Source organism: Actinoplanes sichuanensis (genome assembly GCF_033097365.1).
In the GTDB taxonomy this organism is placed as follows: domain Bacteria; phylum Actinomycetota; class Actinomycetes; order Mycobacteriales; family Micromonosporaceae; genus Actinoplanes; species Actinoplanes sichuanensis.
Genome location: NZ_AP028461.1, coordinates 2,417,563 through 2,438,439 on the forward strand (window position 1 = coordinate 2,417,563; position 20,877 = coordinate 2,438,439).

At 69.8% G+C, this 20,877-nt stretch carries 14 protein-coding genes; 5 read left to right on the plus strand and 9 right to left on the minus strand.

The window, feature by feature from the left end; all coding sequences use genetic code 11:
- The first annotated feature begins 4 nt into the window (after positions 1-4).
- Entirely contained in the window at positions 5-1,636 is a 1,632-nt protein-coding gene (locus tag Q0Z83_RS10695; protein ID WP_317793695.1) for a tetratricopeptide repeat-containing diguanylate cyclase, read from the plus strand.
- Here Q0Z83_RS10695 and Q0Z83_RS10700 read toward each other — a convergent pair.
- Positions 1,530-3,473, minus strand: coding sequence for an MMPL family transporter (locus tag Q0Z83_RS10700; protein WP_317793696.1), 1,944 nt, complete (start codon positions 3,471-3,473; stop codon positions 1,530-1,532). The genes Q0Z83_RS10695 and Q0Z83_RS10700 overlap by 107 nt on opposite strands.
- A gap of 153 nt (positions 3,474-3,626) precedes the next feature.
- On the opposite strand from Q0Z83_RS10700, the gene Q0Z83_RS10705 reads away from it, so the two are divergent.
- On the plus strand, positions 3,627-7,085 hold the full coding sequence (locus Q0Z83_RS10705; protein WP_317793697.1) for a PQQ-dependent sugar dehydrogenase: 3,459 nt from the start codon (positions 3,627-3,629) through the stop codon (positions 7,083-7,085).
- Here Q0Z83_RS10705 and Q0Z83_RS10710 read toward each other — a convergent pair.
- From Q0Z83_RS10710 to Q0Z83_RS10720, 3 genes are all read right to left on the minus strand, one after another.
- Entirely contained in the window at positions 7,073-7,669 is a 597-nt protein-coding gene (locus tag Q0Z83_RS10710; RefSeq protein ID WP_317793698.1) for a dihydrofolate reductase family protein, read from the minus strand. The genes Q0Z83_RS10705 and Q0Z83_RS10710 overlap by 13 nt on opposite strands.
- Positions 7,670-7,735: 66 nt before the next feature.
- Positions 7,736-8,590 carry a helix-turn-helix domain-containing protein gene (locus Q0Z83_RS10715; protein ID WP_317793699.1) on the minus strand — a complete coding sequence of 285 codons (855 nt, stop codon included), beginning with the start codon at positions 8,588-8,590 and terminating at the stop codon, positions 7,736-7,738.
- Between the two features lie 13 nt (positions 8,591-8,603).
- The gene (locus tag Q0Z83_RS10720; RefSeq protein WP_317793700.1) at positions 8,604-9,068 is read right to left on the minus strand and encodes an anthrone oxygenase family protein; all 465 of its coding nucleotides are present in this window, start codon (positions 9,066-9,068) and stop codon (positions 8,604-8,606) included.
- 80 nt (positions 9,069-9,148) lie between these two features.
- Here Q0Z83_RS10720 and Q0Z83_RS10725 point away from each other — a divergent pair, with 80 nt between their 5' ends.
- Positions 9,149-10,087 (plus strand): AraC family transcriptional regulator, encoded by a 939-nt coding sequence (locus Q0Z83_RS10725; RefSeq protein ID WP_317793701.1) that lies wholly within the window; start codon positions 9,149-9,151, stop codon positions 10,085-10,087.
- 59 nt (positions 10,088-10,146) lie between these two features.
- Positions 10,147-10,689: a hypothetical protein gene (locus tag Q0Z83_RS10730; protein WP_317793702.1), complete on the plus strand. Its 543-nt coding sequence runs from the start codon at positions 10,147-10,149 to the stop codon at positions 10,687-10,689.
- A 15-nt stretch (positions 10,690-10,704) separates the two neighbouring features.
- Here Q0Z83_RS10730 and Q0Z83_RS10735 read toward each other — a convergent pair whose 3' ends face one another.
- The 5 genes from Q0Z83_RS10735 to Q0Z83_RS10755 all read right to left on the minus strand — a co-directional run bounded on the left by Q0Z83_RS10735 (position 10,705) and on the right by Q0Z83_RS10755 (position 18,356).
- Positions 10,705-11,511: a DUF2785 domain-containing protein gene (locus tag Q0Z83_RS10735; RefSeq protein ID WP_317793703.1), complete on the minus strand. Its 807-nt coding sequence runs from the start codon at positions 11,509-11,511 to the stop codon at positions 10,705-10,707.
- Positions 11,508-12,695 (minus strand): McrC family protein, encoded by a 1,188-nt coding sequence (locus Q0Z83_RS10740; protein WP_317793704.1) that lies wholly within the window; start codon positions 12,693-12,695, stop codon positions 11,508-11,510. The genes Q0Z83_RS10735 and Q0Z83_RS10740 overlap by 4 nt, the downstream gene beginning before the upstream one ends.
- 29 nt (positions 12,696-12,724) lie before the next feature.
- Positions 12,725-14,998, minus strand: a complete 2,274-nt coding sequence (locus tag Q0Z83_RS10745; protein ID WP_317793705.1) for an McrB family protein — start codon at positions 14,996-14,998, stop codon at positions 12,725-12,727.
- A gap of 41 nt (positions 14,999-15,039) precedes the next feature.
- Positions 15,040-17,676: a pyruvate, phosphate dikinase gene (ppdK, locus tag Q0Z83_RS10750; protein WP_317793706.1), complete on the minus strand. Its 2,637-nt coding sequence runs from the start codon at positions 17,674-17,676 to the stop codon at positions 15,040-15,042.
- A gap of 107 nt (positions 17,677-17,783) precedes the next feature.
- On the minus strand, positions 17,784-18,356 hold the full coding sequence (locus tag Q0Z83_RS10755) for a hypothetical protein (protein WP_317793707.1): 573 nt from the start codon (positions 18,354-18,356) through the stop codon (positions 17,784-17,786).
- A 166-nt stretch (positions 18,357-18,522) separates the two neighbouring features.
- On the opposite strand from Q0Z83_RS10755, the gene Q0Z83_RS10760 reads away from it, so the two are divergent.
- Positions 18,523-20,823: a putative bifunctional diguanylate cyclase/phosphodiesterase gene (locus Q0Z83_RS10760; protein ID WP_317793708.1), complete on the plus strand. Its 2,301-nt coding sequence runs from the start codon at positions 18,523-18,525 to the stop codon at positions 20,821-20,823.
- Positions 20,824-20,877 lie beyond the last annotated feature (54 nt).

Genomic DNA, 20,877 nt, shown 5'->3' on the forward strand with positions numbered 1-20,877 from the left:
TGTCGTGGATGGACTATCGGGGCGGCTGGCTGGGGCGATCCGCGAGTTGGAGGCCTCGTTCGTGATCGATCCGGCGGCCGCGCTGCGGTGTGCCGCCGAGGCGGAGGAGGTCGGCCGCGCCACCGGCGACGTCGAGCTCGAGTTGCGTGGTCAGGCTCTCGCCGCCGACGCCCTGCTGCGGCAGGCCGAGACCACCGGTGATGCGACCCGGATTCTGCGGACCGTCGAGTTCCGCGCGGCCGAGCACGATCTGCCGCTGCTTCAGGCCCGCGCCCACCGGTTGCTGTCCCGGGTGGCGGCGAACATGGGCGACTACGCCGGTCAGCTCGACCACGCGCTGCGCGGCTTCGAGTTGCTTCCGGCCACGGCCGGTCCCCGGATCCGGGTGATGCACCTGATGGCGCTGGCCGAGGCGCTGTACCGGACCCGGTCCATCGACGCCGCGGTCGGCCGTTACCAGGAGGCCGAGCAGGTCACGCTGGCCGCCGAGGACACGCGGTTCTGCTCGTACGTACTCAATGATCTGGCTTATGCCCTTTTCGCCGCGGGTCGGGCCGGGCCCGCCGAGACGGTGATGAACCGGCTGCTCGCGCTCCTGGAGGGGGACGGGCAGGAGCCGATTCCGCCGATGCTGGACACGCTGGCCCGGATCCAGCTGGCCGTGGGCCGCACCCAGGACGCGGTGGTCACCGCCAAGAAGCTGATGATGTGCGAGTTCGACCCGGAGTATCCGGAGGCCGAAGCGGAGGCGGTGCTGACCCTGGCCGCCGCCTACCACCAGGCCGGGGAGGTGGCCGAGGCGCAGGCCGTCCTGAACCGGGCACGGGAGCTGGCCGAATCACCGGCGTTGGCCCGGTTCCGGGCCAACGTGCTGCGGGAACAGGCCGAGCTGTATTCGACCGTGGGCGACTTCCAGGGGGCGTTCCGCACGTACAAGGCGTTCCACGAGGCGAGTGAGGAGCTCAGTTCGCGGGAGCGGGAGGCGCAGGCCCGGATCCGGCAGGCGGCCTTCGAGACGGCCGAGGCCCGGCGGGACGCGGAGAGCTTCCGGGAGCAGTCGCTGCGCGATCCGCTGACCGGGCTGCGTAATCGGCGGTACGTGGACTCGCGGCTACCGTCACTGTTGACCGGCGGTACCGACGCGCGGCCGGTGACGGTCGCGATCGTGGACGCCGACCATTTCAAGGCGATCAATGACAACTGCTCGCACGACATCGGTGACCAGGTGCTGATCGTGCTGGCGGGGCTGGTCGGGCAGGCGGTTCCCGAGGTGGGTGGGTTCACGGCCCGGCTCGGCGGGGAGGAGTTCCTGGTGGTGATCGCCGGTATGGCGCGGGACGAGGCACTCGCCCGAGTCGAGGCGTTGCGGGTGGCCGTACAGAATCACTCGTGGCATCTGCTCACCGGCGACCTGCCGGTGACGGTGAGTATCGGGGTCGCCTATGGTCGTCACCCGGACCGGTACGTGGACGTCTTGGGCGTGGCCGACCGCAACCTCTACGCGGCCAAGCGGGCCGGCCGCAACCGGGTCAGAACCAGCGCTGATGCAGCCGCCGCAGCGGTTTCGGGGCCCACCAGTTCCAGTCGCCGAGCAGATTCATCAGGGCCGGGAGAAGCAGGCCGCGCACGACAGTGACGTCGAGCAGCAGTGCCACGGTCATCGCGAAGCCGATCTCCTTGACCGCGATCAGGTCACCGAGCAGGAAACCGAGGAACACCACGCCGATGCAGAGGGCGGCGGCGGTGACCACCGGGCCGGATTTCACGATGCCGGCGTGTACGTCGTCCTCCTCGCGGATCCGGGCGAGCAGGAACACCTCGTAGTCCATCGACAGTCCGAAGATGAACACGAACAGCAGCACCGGGGTGGTGACGTCGATCGCGCCCCACGACTCGAAGCCGAGCAGCGCGTCGCCGACACCCCATTGGAAGACCACCACGAGTACCCCGAGCGTGGCGAGCAGGGTGAGGGCGTTCATCAGTAGCGCCTTGACCGGGACGATCACCGAGCCGGTCAGCACGAACAGCAGCGTCGTGGTGGCCAGCACCACGATCAGCAGCGCGATCGGGAAACGGGCGGCGACCGAGTCGCGGTAGTCGACGAGTTCCGCGGCGGCACCGCCGACGTGCACCGGGAACGACGGGTTCAGCGCGCGGACGGCACGGACGACGTCGTGCTCGGCGCCGCTCTCCGGGGTGACGTCGACGATGGCCGGTTCGTCGGGGCGCGGCGCCACCCGTACCACATCGGTCAGTGTGTTGATCGTGTTGAGGTAGTCCCGGACCTCGGCGGACGCCTGGTCGGCGTCGACGGTCACCTCGATCGGGTCGGCCTGGCCGCCGCTGAAGTCGCGCTGCACGACCTCGTGCAGCTTGCGGGCCTCGAACGAGGAGGGCAGGGCGCGGGCGTCCGAGTCGTCCAGGTTGACGGCGAACAGGAACGGCAGTGACAGGGCGAGCAGCCCGACCGTGACGGCGAGCGCGACCGGGCCCGGCCGGTTCCGCGCGTGGACGGCCAGCCGGGCCAGCAGGCCGGGACGGGTCGCCCGGGGCTCGGGAATGCGGCGATGGGCGACGGCGATCAACGCCGGAACCAGCGTCAGCCCGGCCGCGGTGGCCAGCAACACCGCGACCGTGCCGCCGAGCGCCATGGCACCGAGCAGCGGTTCGGCGAAGACGGTCAGGCCGCCCATCGTCGCGGCCACGGCGAGACCGGAGATCAGCACGGTACGGCCGGCGGTCGCCCGGGTGCGGGCCAGCAGTCGCCCGATCGGCGCGCCGGGATCGGTGCCGCGCTCCTCGCGGAACCGGGCCACCATCAGCAGTGCGTAGTCGACGGCCAGGCCGATGCCGAGCAGGGTGACCACGTTGACGGTGAACTGGCTGACTCCGGTGAACAGGGTCAGCCCGTACAGGCCGAGCAGCGTCACCGACACCGTCGCCAGCGCCGCCGCGAGCGGGATCAGACCGGCCACGATCCCGCCGAGGATCAGCGCCAGCAGGATCGCCAGGACGACGATCGCGACCGACTCTCCCCACGCGGCGTCGGCGACGGCCTGATCGGCGAACGCGCGTTCGGCGAGAGTCTCGCCGCTGACCAGCACCTCGGGCGCGTCGATGCGGTGCAGTGCGTCGGCGACCGCGTCCTCCAGTCGCTCACGGCGGTCGTCGGGCAGGTCGGGGTCGAGTTCGACGCGGATCATCGTGCTGCGGTTGTCGGCGCCGATCCGGCCGCCGGGGGAGCCGTACAGGTCCTCGACGTCGGTGACCCCGTCCATGGCGCGGATCCCGGTGGTGATCGCGGTGACGTCGGCGACCAGTGCCGGGTCGTACACGTCACGGCCACCGACGACGGCGACCACCGTCGGCGACTCGTCGGGACGTGAACCGTCGTCGGTGGTGAGTCGGTCGAACACCGGACCGCCGAGAATCAGTCCGGCGACGACCAGTACCAGCCACACGGCCAATCTCATCCGGAAATGCAAGCACAAACCGGGTCTCTAGATCGACATCCATCCACCGGACGTACGACCAGGTCTGCCCGGTCGGACGTCGGTCCGGTCGGTGGCACTCTATTTAGGATTCACGAATATAAGAGCCCGGTGTTCCGCGTATGGGGGAGGGGAATGCCCGTGCTTCGGCGTGCGCTCGGTGGATTCGTCGCGTTGGCGATCGTGGTCACCATGTCGTCGTTCGTCGCCTCGCAGCCCGCGACGGCTGTCGCGCTGCCGAGCGGTTTCCAGGAGCAGATCGTCTTCAGTGGACTGAGCTCACCCGTCGATCTGGAGTTCGCCGCCGACGGCCGGGTCGTGGTCGCCGAGAAGGGTGGCCGGATCAAGATCTTCGACGATCTCGCCGACACCACCCCCACCGTCTTCGCCGACCTGACCGCCAACGTGCACAACCAGTGGGACCGTGGCCTGCTCGGCATGACACTGGCCCCGAACTTCCCGGCCGACCCGTACATCTACGTGCTCTACACCTACGACGCGCCGCCCGGGCAGACCGCCCCGGTGTGGAACGACGTGTGCGCCAACGCCAACGACGGCCGCTGCATCGTCACCGGCCGGCTGTCCCGGCTGCGCGCCGACGGCGACACCATGACCGGCACCGAGCAGGTGCTGCTGCACGACTGGTGCCAGCAGTTCCCCAGCCACTCGATCGGCGACATCGCGTTCGGCGCCGACGGCATGCTGTATGTCGCGGCCGGGGACGGCGCGAGTTTCAGCGCGGTCGACTACGGCCAGTTCCCGTCCGGCGCGCCGACCAACCCGTGTACCGATCCGGCCGGCGAGGGTGGTGCGCTGCGCGCTCAGGACATCCGGACGACAGGCGACGAGACCCAGCTCGACGGTACGTTGCTGCGGCTCGACCCGGCGACCGGAGCGGCCGCCGCGGGCAACCCGAACCTCGGTTCCAGTGATCTCGACACCCGGCGGATCGTCGCCAACGGGCTGCGCAACCCGTACCGGATCACCATGCGGCCGGGCACCAGCGAGGCGTGGATCTCGGACACCGGCTGGAACACCTGGGAGGAGGTCAACCGGGTGGTCGACGCCACCGCGGGCGTGACCAACTTCGGCTGGCCGTGCTGGGAGGGCAACGCGCGCCAATCCGGGTACGACAGCGCCAACCTGCCGATCTGCGAGACCCTCTACACCGCCCCGGCCGGCACGCACACGGCGCCGTTCGTCGCCTGGAACCACTCCAGCAAGCTGGTCACCGGCGAGGCCTGCCCGACCGGCAGCTCGTCGTCGACGGGTGTGGCGTTCTACCCGACCGCGGGTGGTCCCTACCCGGCCGCCTATCACGGCGCGGTGTTCTTCGCCGACTACTCGCGTCGCTGCATCTGGGCTTCGCTGCCGTCCACGCCGGGCGGCCTGCCGAACCCGGCCAACCTGCAGACCTTCGTCTCCGACGCGGCCGGCCCGGTCGACCTCGAGGTCGGTCCCGGCGGGGAGCTGTACTACGTCGACCTGGGCGGCACCATCCGCCGGGTGCGGTACTTCCCGGGCAATCAGCCGCCGACCGCGGTCATCGACGCGTCACCGACCCAGGGCCCGGCGCCGCTGACCGTGACGTTCAACGGGGCCGGCTCGACCGACCCGGACCCGGCCGACGAGGGCCGGCTGCGGTACGCGTGGGACTTCACCGGTGAGGGTGTCACCGACTCGACCGCGGCGACCGCCACGTACACGTACACCACGGCCGGTTCGTACAGTGCCCGCCTGACCGTCACCGACACCCTGAACGCCACCCACACCAGCACGATCGCGATCACGCCCGGTAACGAGGCGCCGACCGCGATCATCGACACCCCGACGGTCGGCACCACCTGGAAGGTCGGCGACACGATCGCCTTCACCGGCCACGCCACCGATCCGCAGCAGGGTGCGCTGCCCGCGTCCCGGCTGAACTGGGACCTGGTCATGCACCACTGTTCGGCGCCGGAGAACTGTCACGAGCACGCGATCCGCAGCTGGACCGGTGCGGCGTCCGGATCCTTCGAGGCACCCGACCACGAGTATCCGTCCTATCTGGAGCTCAAACTGGTCGCGGCCGATCAGGAGGGTCTGACCCACACCGTCACCCGCCGCCTCGACCCGAAGACCGTCGACCTGACGTTCAACACGGTTCCGGCCGGTCTGCAACTCACCGTCGGTTCCACATCCGGATCAACACCCTTCTCCCGTACGGTCATCCAGGGCTCGACGAACTCGGTGTCCGCGCCGTCGCCCCAGGGTTCGTCGACGTTCAGCTCGTGGTCCGACGGTGGCGCGGCCACCCACATCGTCACGGCGCCGACCGCGGCGACCACCTACACCGCGACCTACACGTCCGCGCCGGTGTCGCAGCAGATCGGCCACACCGGGGTCGGCGCTTCGGTGGACACCGGCGACATGAACCACATGAACGGCTCCCGCTTCGTCACCGGCGCCGACCCGGCCACCATCACGTCGATGTCGGTGTACATGCGGACCGCCCAGGCCGCCCCGAACAACCAGTACCAGCTGGCCGTCTACGCCGACACGAACGGTTCGCCGGGCGCCCGGATCGCCACCAGCACCACCGGCACGCTCACCGGCGGCACCTGGAACACCAGGCCGATCACCGCGACCCTGACGGCGAACACGGCCTACTGGCTGATGTTCAACACCAACGGCGACAACAACATGAGCTTCGATTCCGGTGCGTCCGGCCAGGGTGCCTGGAGTGCGGCGACGACGTTCGGCACGTGGCCGGCGACGTTCGGCACGTCGAGCCGCTGGAACGCGAAGTTCTCCCTCTACGCGACCACCGGCGCGGACACCACCCCACCGGCGGTCACCTCGACGGTCCCGGCAGGCGGCGCCACCGGGGTGTCCACCACCGCACCGATCACCGTCCGGTTCAGTGAGGCCCTGGCCGCGGGCACGGTGACCCCGGCCAACCTGGAGCTGCGTGGCCCGGGCGGCACGCTGGTCAACCGCACGGTCGCCTACGACGCGGTCAACCAGGCGGCCACGATCACGCCGTCGGCGGCGCTGGCCGCGTCGACCGCCTACACGGTGACCGTCCGTACCGGCGTGACCGATGTGGCCGGGAACGCGCCGGCCGCCGACCACCAGTTCGGGTTCACCACGGCCGGAGCGAGCGCGCCACGGTTCGGGTTCGACCAGGTGGGCACGTTGCAGGACGTCGGCGACATGAATTACATGAACGGTTCCCGGTTCGTCAACGGTGCGACCGCGCTGACGATCAGCCAGATCTCCGTCCACATGACGTCCGTGCAGGCCGCCCCGGCCAACCAGTACCAGTTGGCCGTCTACGCCGACACGAACGGCTCGCCGGGCGCCCTGGTCGCCTCGACCACGTCCGGCACGTTGACCGCGAACGCCTGGAACAGCCGCCCGATCACGGCCACCCTCGCCCCGAACACCGCCTACTGGCTCATGTACAACACCAACGGCGACAACAACATGAGCTTCGATACGGGTACGGCCGGCCAGGGCGCCTGGAGTGCGGCGACGACGTTCGGCACGTGGCCGGCGACGTTCGGCACGTCGAACCGCTGGACCGCCAAGTATTCGATCTACGCCTCGTGACCGGCGGGGTGTACCGGATAGCGCAGGTGAAGCACCCGGTCGCCGGGGATCACCACGTCCGGATCGGCCAGCAGGTGCTGCGCGTCGACCGACCCGAAGAAGCGCTTGCCGGACCCGAACACCACCGGCACGACATCCATGCGCACCTCGTCGACCAGACCGGCGGCGAGCACCTGGCCACCCACGTCACCGGCGGCGACCTCGACCAGGCGGTCACCGGCCAGCTCCCGCGCCTTGTCGACGGCCGCCTTGACACCGTCGACGAAGTGGAACGGCGCCTGCGGGTTCCAGTCCTCCGGTGCCGGCCGGTGCGTCACGACGACCACGTGGGCGACCCCACTCGGCGGCGTCCCGTCCCAGCCGTCGGTCAGGTCGAAGACGTGTCGGCCGCAGATCGTCACCCCGATCCGGTCCCAGTACGGCCGGATGTAGTCGTAGGACGTCTGCGACACCTTCACCACGCCGCTGTCGTCCAACGGAACGTCACCGCCGGTCAACCAGTCGAACAGCGGCCCGGGCTGGTCGTTCTCGTCCGCGACGAAACCGTCCACCGACACCGAGGCGTACATGACCACCTTGCCCACGGGGCTCTCCTCTGCTCTGCGACACCCTCAAACTAGCCCGCCGCGAACCGCCGGTCTTGTAAGAAATCAATCGGCCGGCAGCGGCCAGTTGTCCAGCACGTGGCCGGGATGTTCGCGCTGGAAACGCCGCCGGACCTCGACGTACCGGGTCGGCGTGAGCCCGGTGAACGCCCGGAACTCGTGACCGAAATGGGCCTGGTCGAAGTAGCCCGCGCGTCCGGCCAGCTCACTCCAGTCGATCGGCGCGGCCGGGTCGAGAGCGAACATGGTGGCGGCGAACCGGTGGGTCCGGGCCAGACGTTTCGGGGTGACACCGACGAGGTCCTTGAACCGCCGGGCCAGATGGGTGCCGCTGACCCCGGCGGCCACGCTCAGGTCGCCGATCGCCACCGCCCCGCCGGCCGCCGCGATCACCCCGCTCGTGTGGCGGACCAACCCCAGACCGGCGGTCTCGCCCAGCCGCCGGATCAGCTCCTCCTCCAGTAGCGCCAGCATGGCCCGCGGTTCGTCGGCGGTGGCCAGCCGGTCCCGCAGCTCGGCGACGGCCGCCCGGCCCCACACCTGCTCCACCGTCACCGGCCGGTCACACAGCTCGGCCGCGGGCATCGGCAGGAACGGAGCCACCCCCCACGGCTTGAAGTGCACACCGACCGACCGGGTCCACGGCGGATAGCCGAACTCCCACGCGCGGGTGGGCATGGTGACCACACAGCCGTCCGCGAAGTCGGCCGCCGCGGGGTCGGCACCACCGCGGATCCGGAACGGCGCCCCGAGGTTGACGATGAGCAGCGCCGCGGGCGGCGGCAAGATCAGCCGGGCGTACGGCGGCGCGCCCGCCAGGTAGTAGAGGTCGTCGATCAGCCCGTCCAGCGGCGGTCGCGGCACTCGGGACACGTACTCCACATCCCCAGCATCCCGCATGCCCCGGATGGGGTCACTGCCGGTTGAGCATGCCGACCAGCAGGAGCGCGCAGCCGGCCAGGCAGAGGATCGTGCGGGCGTGGTTGGCCGGGTCCCAGGCGGCCAGGTACTGCGACCAGGGGATCGTGTCGGCGTCCAGACGGTTGTTCAGCGGCACGTTGACCACCGCGGTGACGCCGAACGCTCCGATGATGGTCAGGGCCGCGCCGGTCAGCGACCATCCGGCGCCCGGCCCGGGCCAGGTGGCGACCGCCCGGACGATCACCACGACGCACAGCGCGGTGACCCCGAACAGTGCGATCATCAGCGGCGGGCGCTGCGCGGTGACGTTGAGGGAGCGCATCGCGGCCGCGCCGGCCTGGTCCGGCAATCGGCGCAGGCCGCTCATCACGAACGCGGAGAACGCGAAGAACACGCCGGCGAGCAGGCCGCTCCCGACGACGGTGGTTGCGGTGAGGACATCCCAGAGACGAGTCATGTCTCCATGTCATCGCAGACCGGTGAGTCGATCCATGCGGCAGACGCCCTGACGCATACGCGAGCGTCTACGCTTGGCCGATGGATCCGGTCGGTGGTCTGCTCGATCCGCGGGCGCGGGGCGCGTTCATCCTGCGGTCGCTGCTGTCCGCGCCGTGGTCGATCCGGATCGCGGACGAGGCTCCGCTGACCCTGGTGGCGGTGGTCCGGGGGTCGGTCCACATCGACATGGGTACGACCACGGCCACCATCGTCCCGGGGGATGTGGCGGTGGTGCGGCGCTCCGAGCCGTACACCGTGGCTGATTCGAAGAGCACCGCGCCGCAGGTCACGATCGGGCCGGACCAGGTCTGCCGGCCGATCGCGGGCGTGGTCGGCGCCCGGCCGATGGGGCCGCTCGGGCTACGGTCCTGGGGCAACGACCCGGACGGCGCGACCATGCTGCTCACCGGGACGTACCATTCGCCGGCGGAGATCAGCCGGTCGCTGCTGTCGGCGTTGCCCGAGCTGGTCGTGCTGCGGCCCGGCGAGTGGGATTCCGGGCTGATCGAGCATGTCATCCGGGAGGTCGATCGGGACGCCCCGGGCCAGGACGTCGTGCTCGACCGGCTGCTCGACCTGATCCTGATCACCGCGGTGCGCACCTGGCTGTCCCGGCCCGACGCGCACCCGCCACGCTGGTACTCGGCCCAGGACGATCCGATCGTCGGCACCGCGCTGACCCGTATTCACGCCCGGCCGGACCAGCCCTGGACGGTGGCGTCGCTGGCCGCCGAGGCGAGCTGCTCCCGCGCGGCGCTGGCCCGCCGATTCACCGAGCTGGTGGGCGTACCGCCGATGACGTACCTGACCGAGTGGCGCCTGTCCTGCGCCGCCGACATGCTGGTCCGCACCGACGCCACGCTGGAGACGATCGCCCGCGACGTGGGGTACGCCGGCCCGTTCGCCCTGAGCGCCGCCTTCAAACGCGTCCGCGGCGTCTCCCCACGGACCCTGCGCAGCGCTACCGCCGACCGGTAGATCACCTTCCCGTGCGGCCGTTCTTGATTCTCGCCGCGGGTGGCGTCACTGTTGGCCGGGTGCGAGACGAAGTGGTCACCTACGCGGAGCTCGACCGGCTGCTGGTGTCGCCGGAGGACGCCCGTCGGCGCTGGCTCGACCAACATCAGCCCGCACTCCCGGAGGCGAACTGGTGGCTGCACCTACTGCTGCTGGTCGAGGCGCGGTGGGACGATCGACCGGCGGAGCGACCGGAATGGACCCGGTTGACGATTTGGCTGCTGGCCGAAGCAGGCCGTTCCGGACTCGGCGAACGTGAGGCCGCGGAGCGGACGGCGTACTACGTGGCGCAGATGCGCGACGCCGGAATGCCGGCGTCGAGCTTGCCGACTGCGGACGCCGTGGTCCGGGCGTGCCTGGATGCCATCCCCGTCGCCCTCGACAAGGTCGCCGTCCTGGACAGCCCGCAGGATCTAGCGACCCTGCAGATCCAGGAGATGCGCGATTCGCGGCACGCCAGGGGTCTCCTCAACGCCGCCGAACCGCACCTGCCCGACCTCGACGATCAGGATCTGGCCGACCGGCTTCGCGCGTGGCTCGCCGTCAAACCGCGGCTGGTGTGAAGCCGTCCCGCCTGTTCACACCTGCTTGCGCACCAACGGATAGGCCGCGAAGGCGTAGTGCAGGCGTTGCGCCATCCCATCGGTGACGACTGTCCGGTGTGGCAGGTCGTGACGGTCCACCATCACGTATCCGGCACGGAGTACCGCCAGGGTGTTCGCCACGGGAACCGGCAGCGGGCCCGGGCCACCGCCGGCGAAGAGTTCGTCCACGACGTGCAGCCAGCCGGTGGCCGATGCGGCGTCGAGGCGTTCCCGCATCAGGATCGCGACGATCGCCCTGGCGAGCCGGTCCTCCTCCATCTGCGCGTACCGGTAGTCGGTGAGCGCGGTCATCCGGCGGGCGACAACCGTGAGCAGGTCGGCGAGCTCACCGCCGGTCAACCGCGGCGAGGACCCGAGCGCTCCGGCGAGGTCGGCGCCGTGGGCGATGGCGTGCAGCCAGCCGAGTCGCTCGTCCCACCCGCGGATATCGGCTTCCGCGATCCACCACGCCACGAACTCGTCTCGCCAACCGCGCAACCGGTCCGGGTCGACGACTCCGATGACGGAGTCCCGGTCCACGACGGCGGCCAGGACCAATGGCGCGAACGCGCGGGCTTGGACTTGGGTGTGACCGAACATGGCGGTCAGGTCGCCACCGAGATCAGCGAGATGGTCGTCGAGGTCTCCCCGGCGGACCCATGTGGACAGGATCGTGTACGCCTGCTGATCCCGCACCGTCGGGTCGGCCGAGGTCAGCATCGTGCACAGTTGCGTGAGTGCCGGCCCGACGCTGTCGGGGACGGGGAAGTCGTCAGCCGCAAGCCGGCCCCAGTCGATCACGACCCGATCATAGGGAAGGGCTGACCGTCGGCGTCCGTGCCGGCCGCGATCTTCGCGGCGATCGTGTCGATGGTGCCGAGAATGCGATCCGGTGAATCGGCGAGCGAGACGACGTGGGAGTGAAGTCGGACGCCCGCATTCCGGACGACGATGGCGGGTGCCGGTGTTCCCGCGGCATACACGAGATGCCCCGAACGCAGGCCGAGCGCCGTGCAGTAGGCGAGGACCTGGTACAGATCCTCGGGGCGAGGCCCGGCTGCCGGGAGCCGTTTGTACTTCGCGTCCACGACGGCCAGGCAGGTGGGCCCGGACCACCAGGTGATGTCGGTCTGCATGGTGACACGGCCGCCATGGTCCAGCGCGAGCGGCTGTTGCCGCCGTCCTCGACCGCCGATCGCCTCCAACGCGGAGATCAACCCTTGGGACAGCCAGTCTTCGTAGACACGGTTCATGTCGAACAGGAAACCGTTGGCGCTGCTCGCCCCGGAGCTGTCCTCGACGCTGGTGCGTTGCAGGATCATCCGGGCGAGATGCAGCGCCGGCTCATACCTGCGGTTGAGTCGGCTAATAATGATCGCCGGCAGCGGTGCCCCGGGAATGAGTAGCGACGCGTCGGCGAGATCCCGGACCGTCCGGGTCAGAGCCAGCCGTACGGCCGGAGCAAGGCCGTCGACCGTGAGCAGCCGCGACGCGGCGGTCCGCAGCAGCCGGTTCTCGGGTATGTCGATGGTGTAGTCGTCGTAGCGGACTTCCAGCGGCAACGGGATGCCGGGCCGGGCCCGCATTTGATCCGCTTCGCGCAATCGGCCGCGCAGCCCGGGCAGGGTCTCGTCACGTTCCTGGTAGCCGTGCAGGATTCCGGCGGCCAACGCGCGCCGGCAGCGGGCCAGGAACATCGTCGCCATCGCGGCGACGACGCCGGTGGCCGTCCCGGCTTCGACGTCGTCTTCACGCCACCCCGACTGATCCCTGGCGTGGCCCAGTAGCCAGAGCAGGCGAGACACCCCGATCTTGGGCCGGACGTGCAGCTCGACGGCGTCATCACCACTTCCGACACGGACCGCGCCGACGATGCTGCGGGCTTGCAGAACCGTGTCACCGCCGCCGATGGTACTGCTGACCTGAACGGCGCCGGTGCTGTGCAGCGCGCGGGCAGCCGTCGCCGGCAGAGCCGGAAACGCCATCCGTTGATACTCGCCGACAGCTAATCGCCTCATATCCGATCCGCAGTCGGCGATCCGATGTCGCTGCCGGACAGGACCTGGCCCTCCTCTGGAGCGGGGCCGGTAGACGATGCCGAAGTGCTACCGCCCCTGGCCTTCTTGAGCTGGTCGAGCAGGGATGCGAGGGCATATTCGGCGTGGACGTCGACGCCGCTACCGGCGAATCGCTCCTCCAGTAACGGGATGATCGCGGTTCGCCAGATCCGTTCGAGGCCGGCGTCGGTGCGGGCTCGTTCGCTCATGAAGTACGACGGCCCGACAGCGCTCTCCGGATCGCCAAGTCTGCTGTTCAGCGTGTCGAGCAGGTCAGCGGCGGTCGCCGGGATCGCATTGGCGGCGAGCCAGTCACGCAGCATCGTCGTGAGCGGGGTTTGACCCGGGAACAGGGGGACGAAGTCGAACCGGCGGCGCATCGCCTGATCGACGAGCGCGATCGACCGGTCGGCGGTGTTCATCGTGCCGATCACCAGCAGATTCGCCGGCAGGGAGAAGTCCTCCTCGGGCGAGTACTGCAGACCGACCGCCCGGGTGCGGTATTCCAGCAGGAAGTACAACTCCCCGAACACCTTCGCGAGGTTCGCACGATTCAGCTCGTCGATCACCAGCACGTACGGGCGAGTCGGGTCCTCATCCGCGAGCTTCGCCATGCGCCGCAGCGGACCGGGTACGAGGTCGAACACAAGGGAACCGGGGGTCTCACCGGGCCGCGGCCGGAATCCCTCGAAGAAGTCCTCGTACGCGTACGACGGATGAAACTGGATGAGACGCTGCTCGCCGCCGGCCGTCTCGGTGAGGAACGCGGCGATGGCCTGTGCGATGAACGTCTTGCCGGTCCCTGGCGGCCCGTAGAGGACGACCTGCCGCTTCTCGCGAAGAAGATCGATGACCTCACGAAGCCAGTCCAGTGGCAGGAAGAGACGGTCGGCGAGCGCTTTCGTCGGATCCGGGAGTTCCAGCGCGACGGGACTGGTCAACGCCGACGCCGGGACCTCGGCCTCACCGGCATGGGTGGTCTCCTCCACCGTGGCGAGCTCGAGGATCTCCTCCGCGTACAGTCCGAGGTCGCTGATGGCATTCTGGCCGCTCAGCTTGCCTTGGGCGCCTGCGGACAGGTCGGCACGAGCGATCGGTCGGTCGGCGTTGAGCCAGTCGACCTTGCGTCGCCGGTTCGACAGCGCATCCGGGGACTCGACCCATTCGGCCGCTCCGGTGATACGTCCGGCATAGACGTCACCGCCGTGGACGGTCACCACCACATGGCCGGTCTTGATCCGGTTCAGGAAGCGGTCCAGGGCGACAGCCGTGGATCGTCGCTCCTGGATGCTCAGATCGGGCAAGGCCCCCGCCACGATCTCCACGATCTTCGCGTGCGAGGTGCCGGCCGGGATCGAGGGGACCTCCGGGAACGCGACGGAACAGTACCCGTCGTCGAGCCACCGGGAGGTCAGGTCGACACCGTGGACCTTGGCGCCCCGGATGAGCCACCCCGGGGTCGTCGTCTTCGTCGTCCGCCAGCCGTCCCACGGCGGCCGGTAGAAATGTATGGGTTCGCCGTTTTCGTCGGCGAGCGCTTCGCGCAGCAGAAGCATGTCCCGGTCGTCGTCACCCGACCGCGTGGTCAGACGCTCGGCGTAGAAGTCCAGGATGCGACCTCTATCCTGGCTCGCCACGATGGACTCGAACGTGTCCGGGAACATCAGATGCAGCAGCGCCGCGCGTTGGTTGTAACCGCTGCCCAACGGCACCGAGCCCAGTAGGTCCCGGAACAGCCACGGGTCCGAGGTCACGCCGGCGCGGTCCTCATCGGTCAGAGCGGTGAGCGCGACAACACTGCGAATGAGGAACGTCAGCTGCACATCGGGCCTGGTCATATACCAGGTACCAGGATTGGCGACGCCGCCGGTGAATGCCTCCAGGACGCGGTCCGGCAGCGGGTCGGCCGCACCGGAGAGAGCGAGAACGCCTTCCACCATCCGCCGCTTGGCGGGCACCCCCACGTTCACGGGCGTCAGCTCATAGATCACCGCGAGCTCAGCCATCAACCGGATCGCCTGCGAGCTCGCACCGGCCAGCTGGGTCTGCAGCTTTTCGAGGAACGTCTTGGAGCTGAGGTCGGGGGCGTGCACGAAACGCTCGATGAGTTCCTCCGCGGCGGCGGCGGTCCATACCTGAGTGCCCGGGCTGAGCAGGCTGTCCAGCCGGCCGAGGCAACGCTGCCGGATCTCCTCAGCCAGGGCATACACCTGAGCGGGGCTGTCGCGCATGAGAAGACCCTACGTGGTCGGCCGGTCGGCTCAGTCGATGATCATGACGTTGACGTCGGGCCGAATGCCGCCCCATTAGGCTGCGTTGCAGGGGTGACTGCGGCTCGGCCGGCTTCCAGGCGGGCGATCGGGATGCGGTACGGGGAGCAGGACACGTAGTCGAGGCCGACGTCGTGGAAGAAGTGGATCGAGGCCGGGTCTCCGCCGTGTTCGCCGCACACGCCGGTGGGCAGGTCGGGGCGGGTGGCTCGGCCGCGTTCGACGGCGGTCCGGACCAACTCGCCGACTCCGGTCGTGTCGAGGGACTCGAACGGTGAGACGGTGAAGACGCCCAGGTCCAGGTAGCGGCCGAAGAACGCGCCCTCCACGTCGTCGCGGGAGAAGCCCCACGTCATCTGGGTGAGGTCGTTGGTGCCGAAGGAGAAGAAGTCGGCGGCGTGCGCGATGTCGCCGGCGGTCAGCGCGGCCCGCGGCACCTCGATCATGGTGCCGATCGGGATCGGCGGTGCACCCTCGACCCGGGACAGGACTTCGAGCGCCTCCGCCCGTACCACATCGAGCTCTTGAACCGTCCCGACCAGCGGAACCATGATCTCGGGCCGCGGGTCGCCGCCCGCGGCGACCCGGGCCGCGGCGGCCTCCGCGACCGCGCGCACCTGCATCGCGAACAGCCCGGGAACGACCAGGCCGAGACGCACGCCGCGCAGGCCGAGCATCGGGTTCTGTTCGTGCATGCGCCGCACCGCCGCGAGCAGCAGCCCGTCGAGGCCGGGATCGCGGCCGACCGCCTGTGCTGCGGCGACCCGAGCGGTCAGGTCCTCCAGCGACGGCAGGAACTCGTGCAGCGGCGGGTCGATCAGCCGGATGGTGACCGGCAGCCCGTCCATCTCCCGCAGCAGGGCGGTGAAGTCGTCGCGTTGCAGCGGCAGCAGTTCGGCCAGCGCGGATTCGTGGTCTCCCAGGATCAGGTGTTCCACCAGTTCCCGGCGAGGGCCGAGGAACATGTGCTCGGTACGGCACAGGCCGATCCCGGTGGCGCCGAACCGCCGGGCCCGGCGTGCGTCGGCCGCGGTGTCCGCGTTGGCGTGCACGGCGAGGCGGGCCACGTGCCCGGCGTGGGTCATCAGCCGCTGCACGGCGGCCAGCAGCGGGTCGCCGAGCGGCGACAGTTCGCCCTCGAAGAAGCGGACCACCGATGACGACCGCACCGGCACGGCGCCGGCGTACACGTGCCCGGTGGTGCCGTCGATCGAGATCACGTCCCCGGCGTGCAGCACTGTCGTGCCGACGGTGAGGGTCTCGGCGACCGGGTCGACGACGGCCTGTTCGGCGCCGCAGACGCAGGTCTTGCCCATTCCGCGGGCGACCACCGCGGCGTGTGAGGTCTTGCCGCCCCGGCTGGTCAGGATGCCCTGGGCGGCGATCATGCCGGGCAGGTCGTCGGGGTTGGTCTCGTGCCGGACCAGGATCACCGGACCGTCGGCTGCCGTGGCCGCCGTGGAGTCGAACACGATCGCCCCGGACGCGGCGCCGGGTGAGGCGGCGACCGCGGTGGTGAGGGGTTCGGGTGCGGCGTCGAGGTCGAAGGCGGGGAACATCAGGTGGGCGAGCTGGTCGCCGGTGACCCGGCTGATCGCCTCGTCGAGGGTGATGGTGCCCTCGTCGACGAGCTGGGCGGCGATCACGAACGCGGCGGCCGGGGTGCGTTTGCCGACCCGGGTCTGCAGCATCCAGAGGTCACCGTCCTCGATGGTGAACTCGATGTCGCACAGGTCGCGGAACCGCTGCTCCAGCTTCTCCATGATGGACAGCAGCTTGACGTGTGAGGCCGGGTCGATGCGGGACAGGTCGGCCAGGGTCAGGGTGTTGCGGATCCCGGCGACCACGTCCTCGCCCTGCGCGTCGGGCAGGTAGTCGCCGTAGGCGCCGCGCCGTCCGGTGGCCGGGTCGCGGGTGAAGGCGACGCCGCTTCCGGAGCGCGGGCCGCGGTTGCCGAACACCATGGCCTGCACGTTGACGGCGGTGCCCAGGTCGTGCGGGATGCGTTCCTGCCGGCGGTAGAGCACCGCCCGGTCGGCGTTCCACGACTGGAAGACCGCGGTGATCGCGCCGTAGAGCTGCTCGCGGGGCGACTGCGGGAAGTCCCGGCCGGTGTACTCGGCGAAGACCTTCTGATAGGTGGCGACCAGGTCACGGAGGGCGGCCGTGTCGCCCGGCCCGGCTTCGAACAGTTCCGCCGGTACGCCGTACACCGTCCGCCCGAACATCTGGATGAGCCGCCGGTAGGAGTCCCAGGCGAACCGCTCGTCGCCGCTGCGGGCGGCCAGGGCGAGAACCGTGGTGTCGTTGAGGCCGATGTCCAGGATCGTCTCCATCATGCCCGGCATGGAGAACGGCCCACCGGAGCGCACCGACAGCAGCAGCGGTTCGTGGATGTCGCCGAGCCGTTTGCCCAGCCGCGCCTCGACCAGGCGCAGGTGGTCCTCGACCTCGCGCAGCAGACCGCTCGGCAGCGTGCCGGTGTGCAGGTATTCCCGGCAGGCGTCGGTGGTGATGGTGAATCCCGGCGGCACCGGTAGGCCCATCCTGGTCATCTCGGCCAGGTTGGCGCCCTTGCCGCCGAGGAGGTCCTTGAGGTCCTTGTTGCCGTCGGAGAAGTCGAACACGTAGCGGGACATCGTCGTACCTCGCCCTCGTCGGCCGGCGGGGCTGTCCCGCCCGCACTTTCCGTGATACCTCCGGCACTCGGTGTCGGTGCAGTGCCGGAGGTCCCGGGGCGGAGGGCCTACTGGGAGTACGGCGCCTGGTACGGCGACTGCTGCTGCTGCTGGGCGGCCTGCCAGGCGGCGTACTGCTGCGCGGCGTGGGCGTAGGCGGCCTGGGCGGCGTCGACGAAGCCGGGATGGGCCTTCGGGAAACCGACGGTGGAGCCGTCCTGTGACGTGAAGCCCCAGGGCAACAGGCGGTACGAGCCGCGGTTGGCCAGGGCGAAGCCGATGATGAAGGGGAGGAGTGCGATGAAGATGACCGTCACGCCGGCCTCGCCCATGTTCCAGCCGATCGCGACGCTCAACGGCAGGGCCGCCATCAGAACCCAGCCGACGATCATCCGGTTCTTGTGCGTTTCCACGCACTTCGCGCAGAACGGCCAGGCCGTGGCCTGCACCTCCTTGCGCAGCAGCGAGGTCACGATGATGAAGGGCAGAAAACCGATGATGATCAGGAGGTACGACCAGCCGGGCGGCTTGGAGATGAACTTGACCGCCCGGTGCAGGACCACTGGCTCACCGTGCCGGGTGCAGACACCCGGTATGCCGGTCCCGTTCTGAACCAGGCTGGACGGGATTGCGATACTCATGCGTACCTCTATGGAAGTGCTGATGTTCGTTGATCTTGTCAGCGCGGGATCGTAGCAGGCCAGGTGCTGTTTCGGGTGCCGATGCCTGCTCAGGGGGAACCGCGGTGCCGGTGGTTGGTGGCCGGTTAGCCTCATCCGTACAAACCGTTCTACCGATCAGGTGTCTGTGGCTTCCTTGACGATGGCGTCGGCGCGTGGCCGATGGTGGCTCCGGGCCGCCTTCGGGCTCGGTGTCGTGCTGCTCGTCGCCCAGATCCTGGCGGCCGTTCCGGTGGTGCGGTCGTGGCTGGAGGGGCACTCGGGGACCAGGAACGCCCTCCAGGACGCGGTCTATCTGCTGGCCGCCGCGCTGGTCTGGGCGCGGGCCGCGCTGGTGCGCGAGGACCGGGGTGCCTGGCTGCTGATGGCCGGTGGGCTGACCTTCTACGCCGCGGGCACGGTCTACTGGATCGCCGTCGTCGTCCATCTGGATCCGATGCCGTACCCGTCGGCGGCCGACGGGATGTGGCTGGCCTACTACCCGTTCGCCTACGGCGCCGTCTACCTGCTGCTGCGCGCCCGGCAGTCCAGGATCAGCCTGTCCACGTGGCTGGACGGCCTGATCGCCGCGTCCTGTGCGGCCGCGTTCGCGTCCGTGGCGTTCCTGACCGGGGTGACCGCCGAGTCGTTCGGTGTCGGGCTGTCGATGCTGGTCAGCGTGGCCTACCCGGTGTCCGACATCGTGCTGGCCGGGGTGCTGCTCGGCTCGTGGGCGCTGAGCAACTGGCGCCTGGAGCGGGTCTGGACACTGCTGCTGACCGGCATGGGCATCAATACCGTGGCCAACGCGCTGCGGATGCTGGAGACCAACAGCGGCGTCTACCTGCCGAGCGGCTGGACCGACGTGCTGTGGACCGTCGCGCTCGCGGTCATCGTGCTGGCCGCCTGGCAGACGCCGCAGAGCAGCTCGGAGCGGCGTCCGGCGCGGGCCCTGGTCGGCATGGTGCTGCCGGCGGCGCTGGCCTACGCGTCGATGCTCCTGCTGCTCAGCGACAACTGGCGGGCGCATCCGCTGCCGTTCGTCAGCAGTGTGCTGGCGGCCACCGCGATCACCGGGGCGATCGTGCGGATGCTGCTGACCGTGCGGACCGTGGAGAAGCTCTCCGACGCGCGCCGGCAGGCCCGGACCGACGACCTGACCGGGCTGCCCAACCGCCGCCGGTTCCTGGAGATCCTGAGGCGCAGTCTCTCGGAGAGCGACCCGCCGGTGCCGCTGGCCGTCGCGATCATCGACCTGGACCGGTTCAAGGAGATCAACGACAGTTTCGGCCACCACCTCGGCGACCGGCTGCTGCGGATGGTCGCGAAGCGGCTGTCCGAGGCGATCGGCACCGAGGGTACGCTGGCCCGGCTGGGCGGCGACGAGTTCGGTGTGATCATGCAGAACGCCGACCCGGTCCGTGCCCAGAAGGTCGCGGTCTGCCTGCTCACCGCATTGCGCCGGCCGTTCGACCTGGACCAGATCGCGCTGCACGTGGACGCCAGCATCGGGGTGGCGGTTCACCCGGATCACGGTAGCGACCACAGCATGCTGCTGCGGCAGGCCGACAACGCCATGTACGTGGCGAAGAACGATCATCGTGGGGTCGCGCTGGCGACCGGGGCGGCCGACGACGTGGCCGGCCGGCAGCGCCTGACCACGCTGGAGGAGCTGCGGGTCGGTCTGGACCGGGGTGAGCTGGCCCTGCACTACCAGCCGCAGATGCATCTCGCCTCGGGCACGGTGACCGGCGTCGAGGCGCTGGTGCGATGGGATCACCCGCGCCGGGGCCTGGTGTTCCCGGACGTGTTCCTGCCGCTGGCCGAGCACGCCGGTCTGATGGGCCGGCTGACCCTGCAGGTGCTGGACATCGCGCTGGCCCAGAGCCGGGACTGGCGGGCCGACGGTCTGGACCTGGTGGTGGCGGTGAACCTGTCCGCGTCGAACCTGCAGGACACCACGCTGCCCGGGCATGTCGCGGACGCCCTGTCGCGGTATGAGGTGCCGCCGGCCGCGCTGCATCTGGAGGTCACCGAGGAGATCCTGATGCGGGACGCGGCCCGGGCCACCGCGGTGCTGGAGGAGTTGCGGGAGATGGGCGTACGGCTGGCCGTGGACGACTACGGCACTGGCTACTCCAGTCTGGCCTACCTGCACGCGCTGCCGGTGGACGACCTGAAATTGGACCGGGCGTTCGTGACGCACTGTGACACCGACCCGCGCAGCGCGGCGATCGTGAAGAGCACCGTCGAGCTGGCCCACAACCTCGGGATGCGGATGATCGCCGAGGGGGTGGAGAGTGAGGCCGCGCTGGACCGGCTGCGGGACTGGGACTGCGATCTGGTGCAGGGCTACCACCTGAGTCGTCCGCTGCCGGCCGACCGGTTCACCGCGTGGCTCGCCGAGCGCCACATTTTCGCTCAGGTTCCATCAGAGATTGACACCTGACACATTCAACAGGTTGGATTCCTTACAGATGCCGCGCGCCTGTCACCGAGGAGT

Coding starts and splice junctions, on each gene's coding strand:
- Q0Z83_RS10700 (WP_317793696.1), bottom strand. CDS start 3,473: ATGAGATTGGCCGTGTGGCTGGTACTGGTCGTCGCCGGACTGATTCTC.
- Q0Z83_RS10705 (WP_317793697.1), top strand. CDS start 3,627: ATGCCCGTGCTTCGGCGTGCGCTCGGTGGATTCGTCGCGTTGGCGATC.
- Q0Z83_RS10715 (WP_317793699.1), bottom strand. CDS start 8,590: ATGCGGGATGCTGGGGATGTGGAGTACGTGTCCCGAGTGCCGCGACCG.
- Q0Z83_RS10720 (WP_317793700.1), bottom strand. CDS start 9,068: ATGACTCGTCTCTGGGATGTCCTCACCGCAACCACCGTCGTCGGGAGC.
- Q0Z83_RS10725 (WP_317793701.1), top strand. CDS start 9,149: ATGGATCCGGTCGGTGGTCTGCTCGATCCGCGGGCGCGGGGCGCGTTC.
- Q0Z83_RS10740 (WP_317793704.1), bottom strand. CDS start 12,695: ATGGCGTTTCCGGCTCTGCCGGCGACGGCTGCCCGCGCGCTGCACAGC.
- Q0Z83_RS10745 (WP_317793705.1), bottom strand. CDS start 14,998: ATGCGCGACAGCCCCGCTCAGGTGTATGCCCTGGCTGAGGAGATCCGG.
- ppdK (WP_317793706.1), bottom strand. CDS start 17,676: ATGTCCCGCTACGTGTTCGACTTCTCCGACGGCAACAAGGACCTCAAG.
- Q0Z83_RS10755 (WP_317793707.1), bottom strand. CDS start 18,356: ATGAGTATCGCAATCCCGTCCAGCCTGGTTCAGAACGGGACCGGCATA.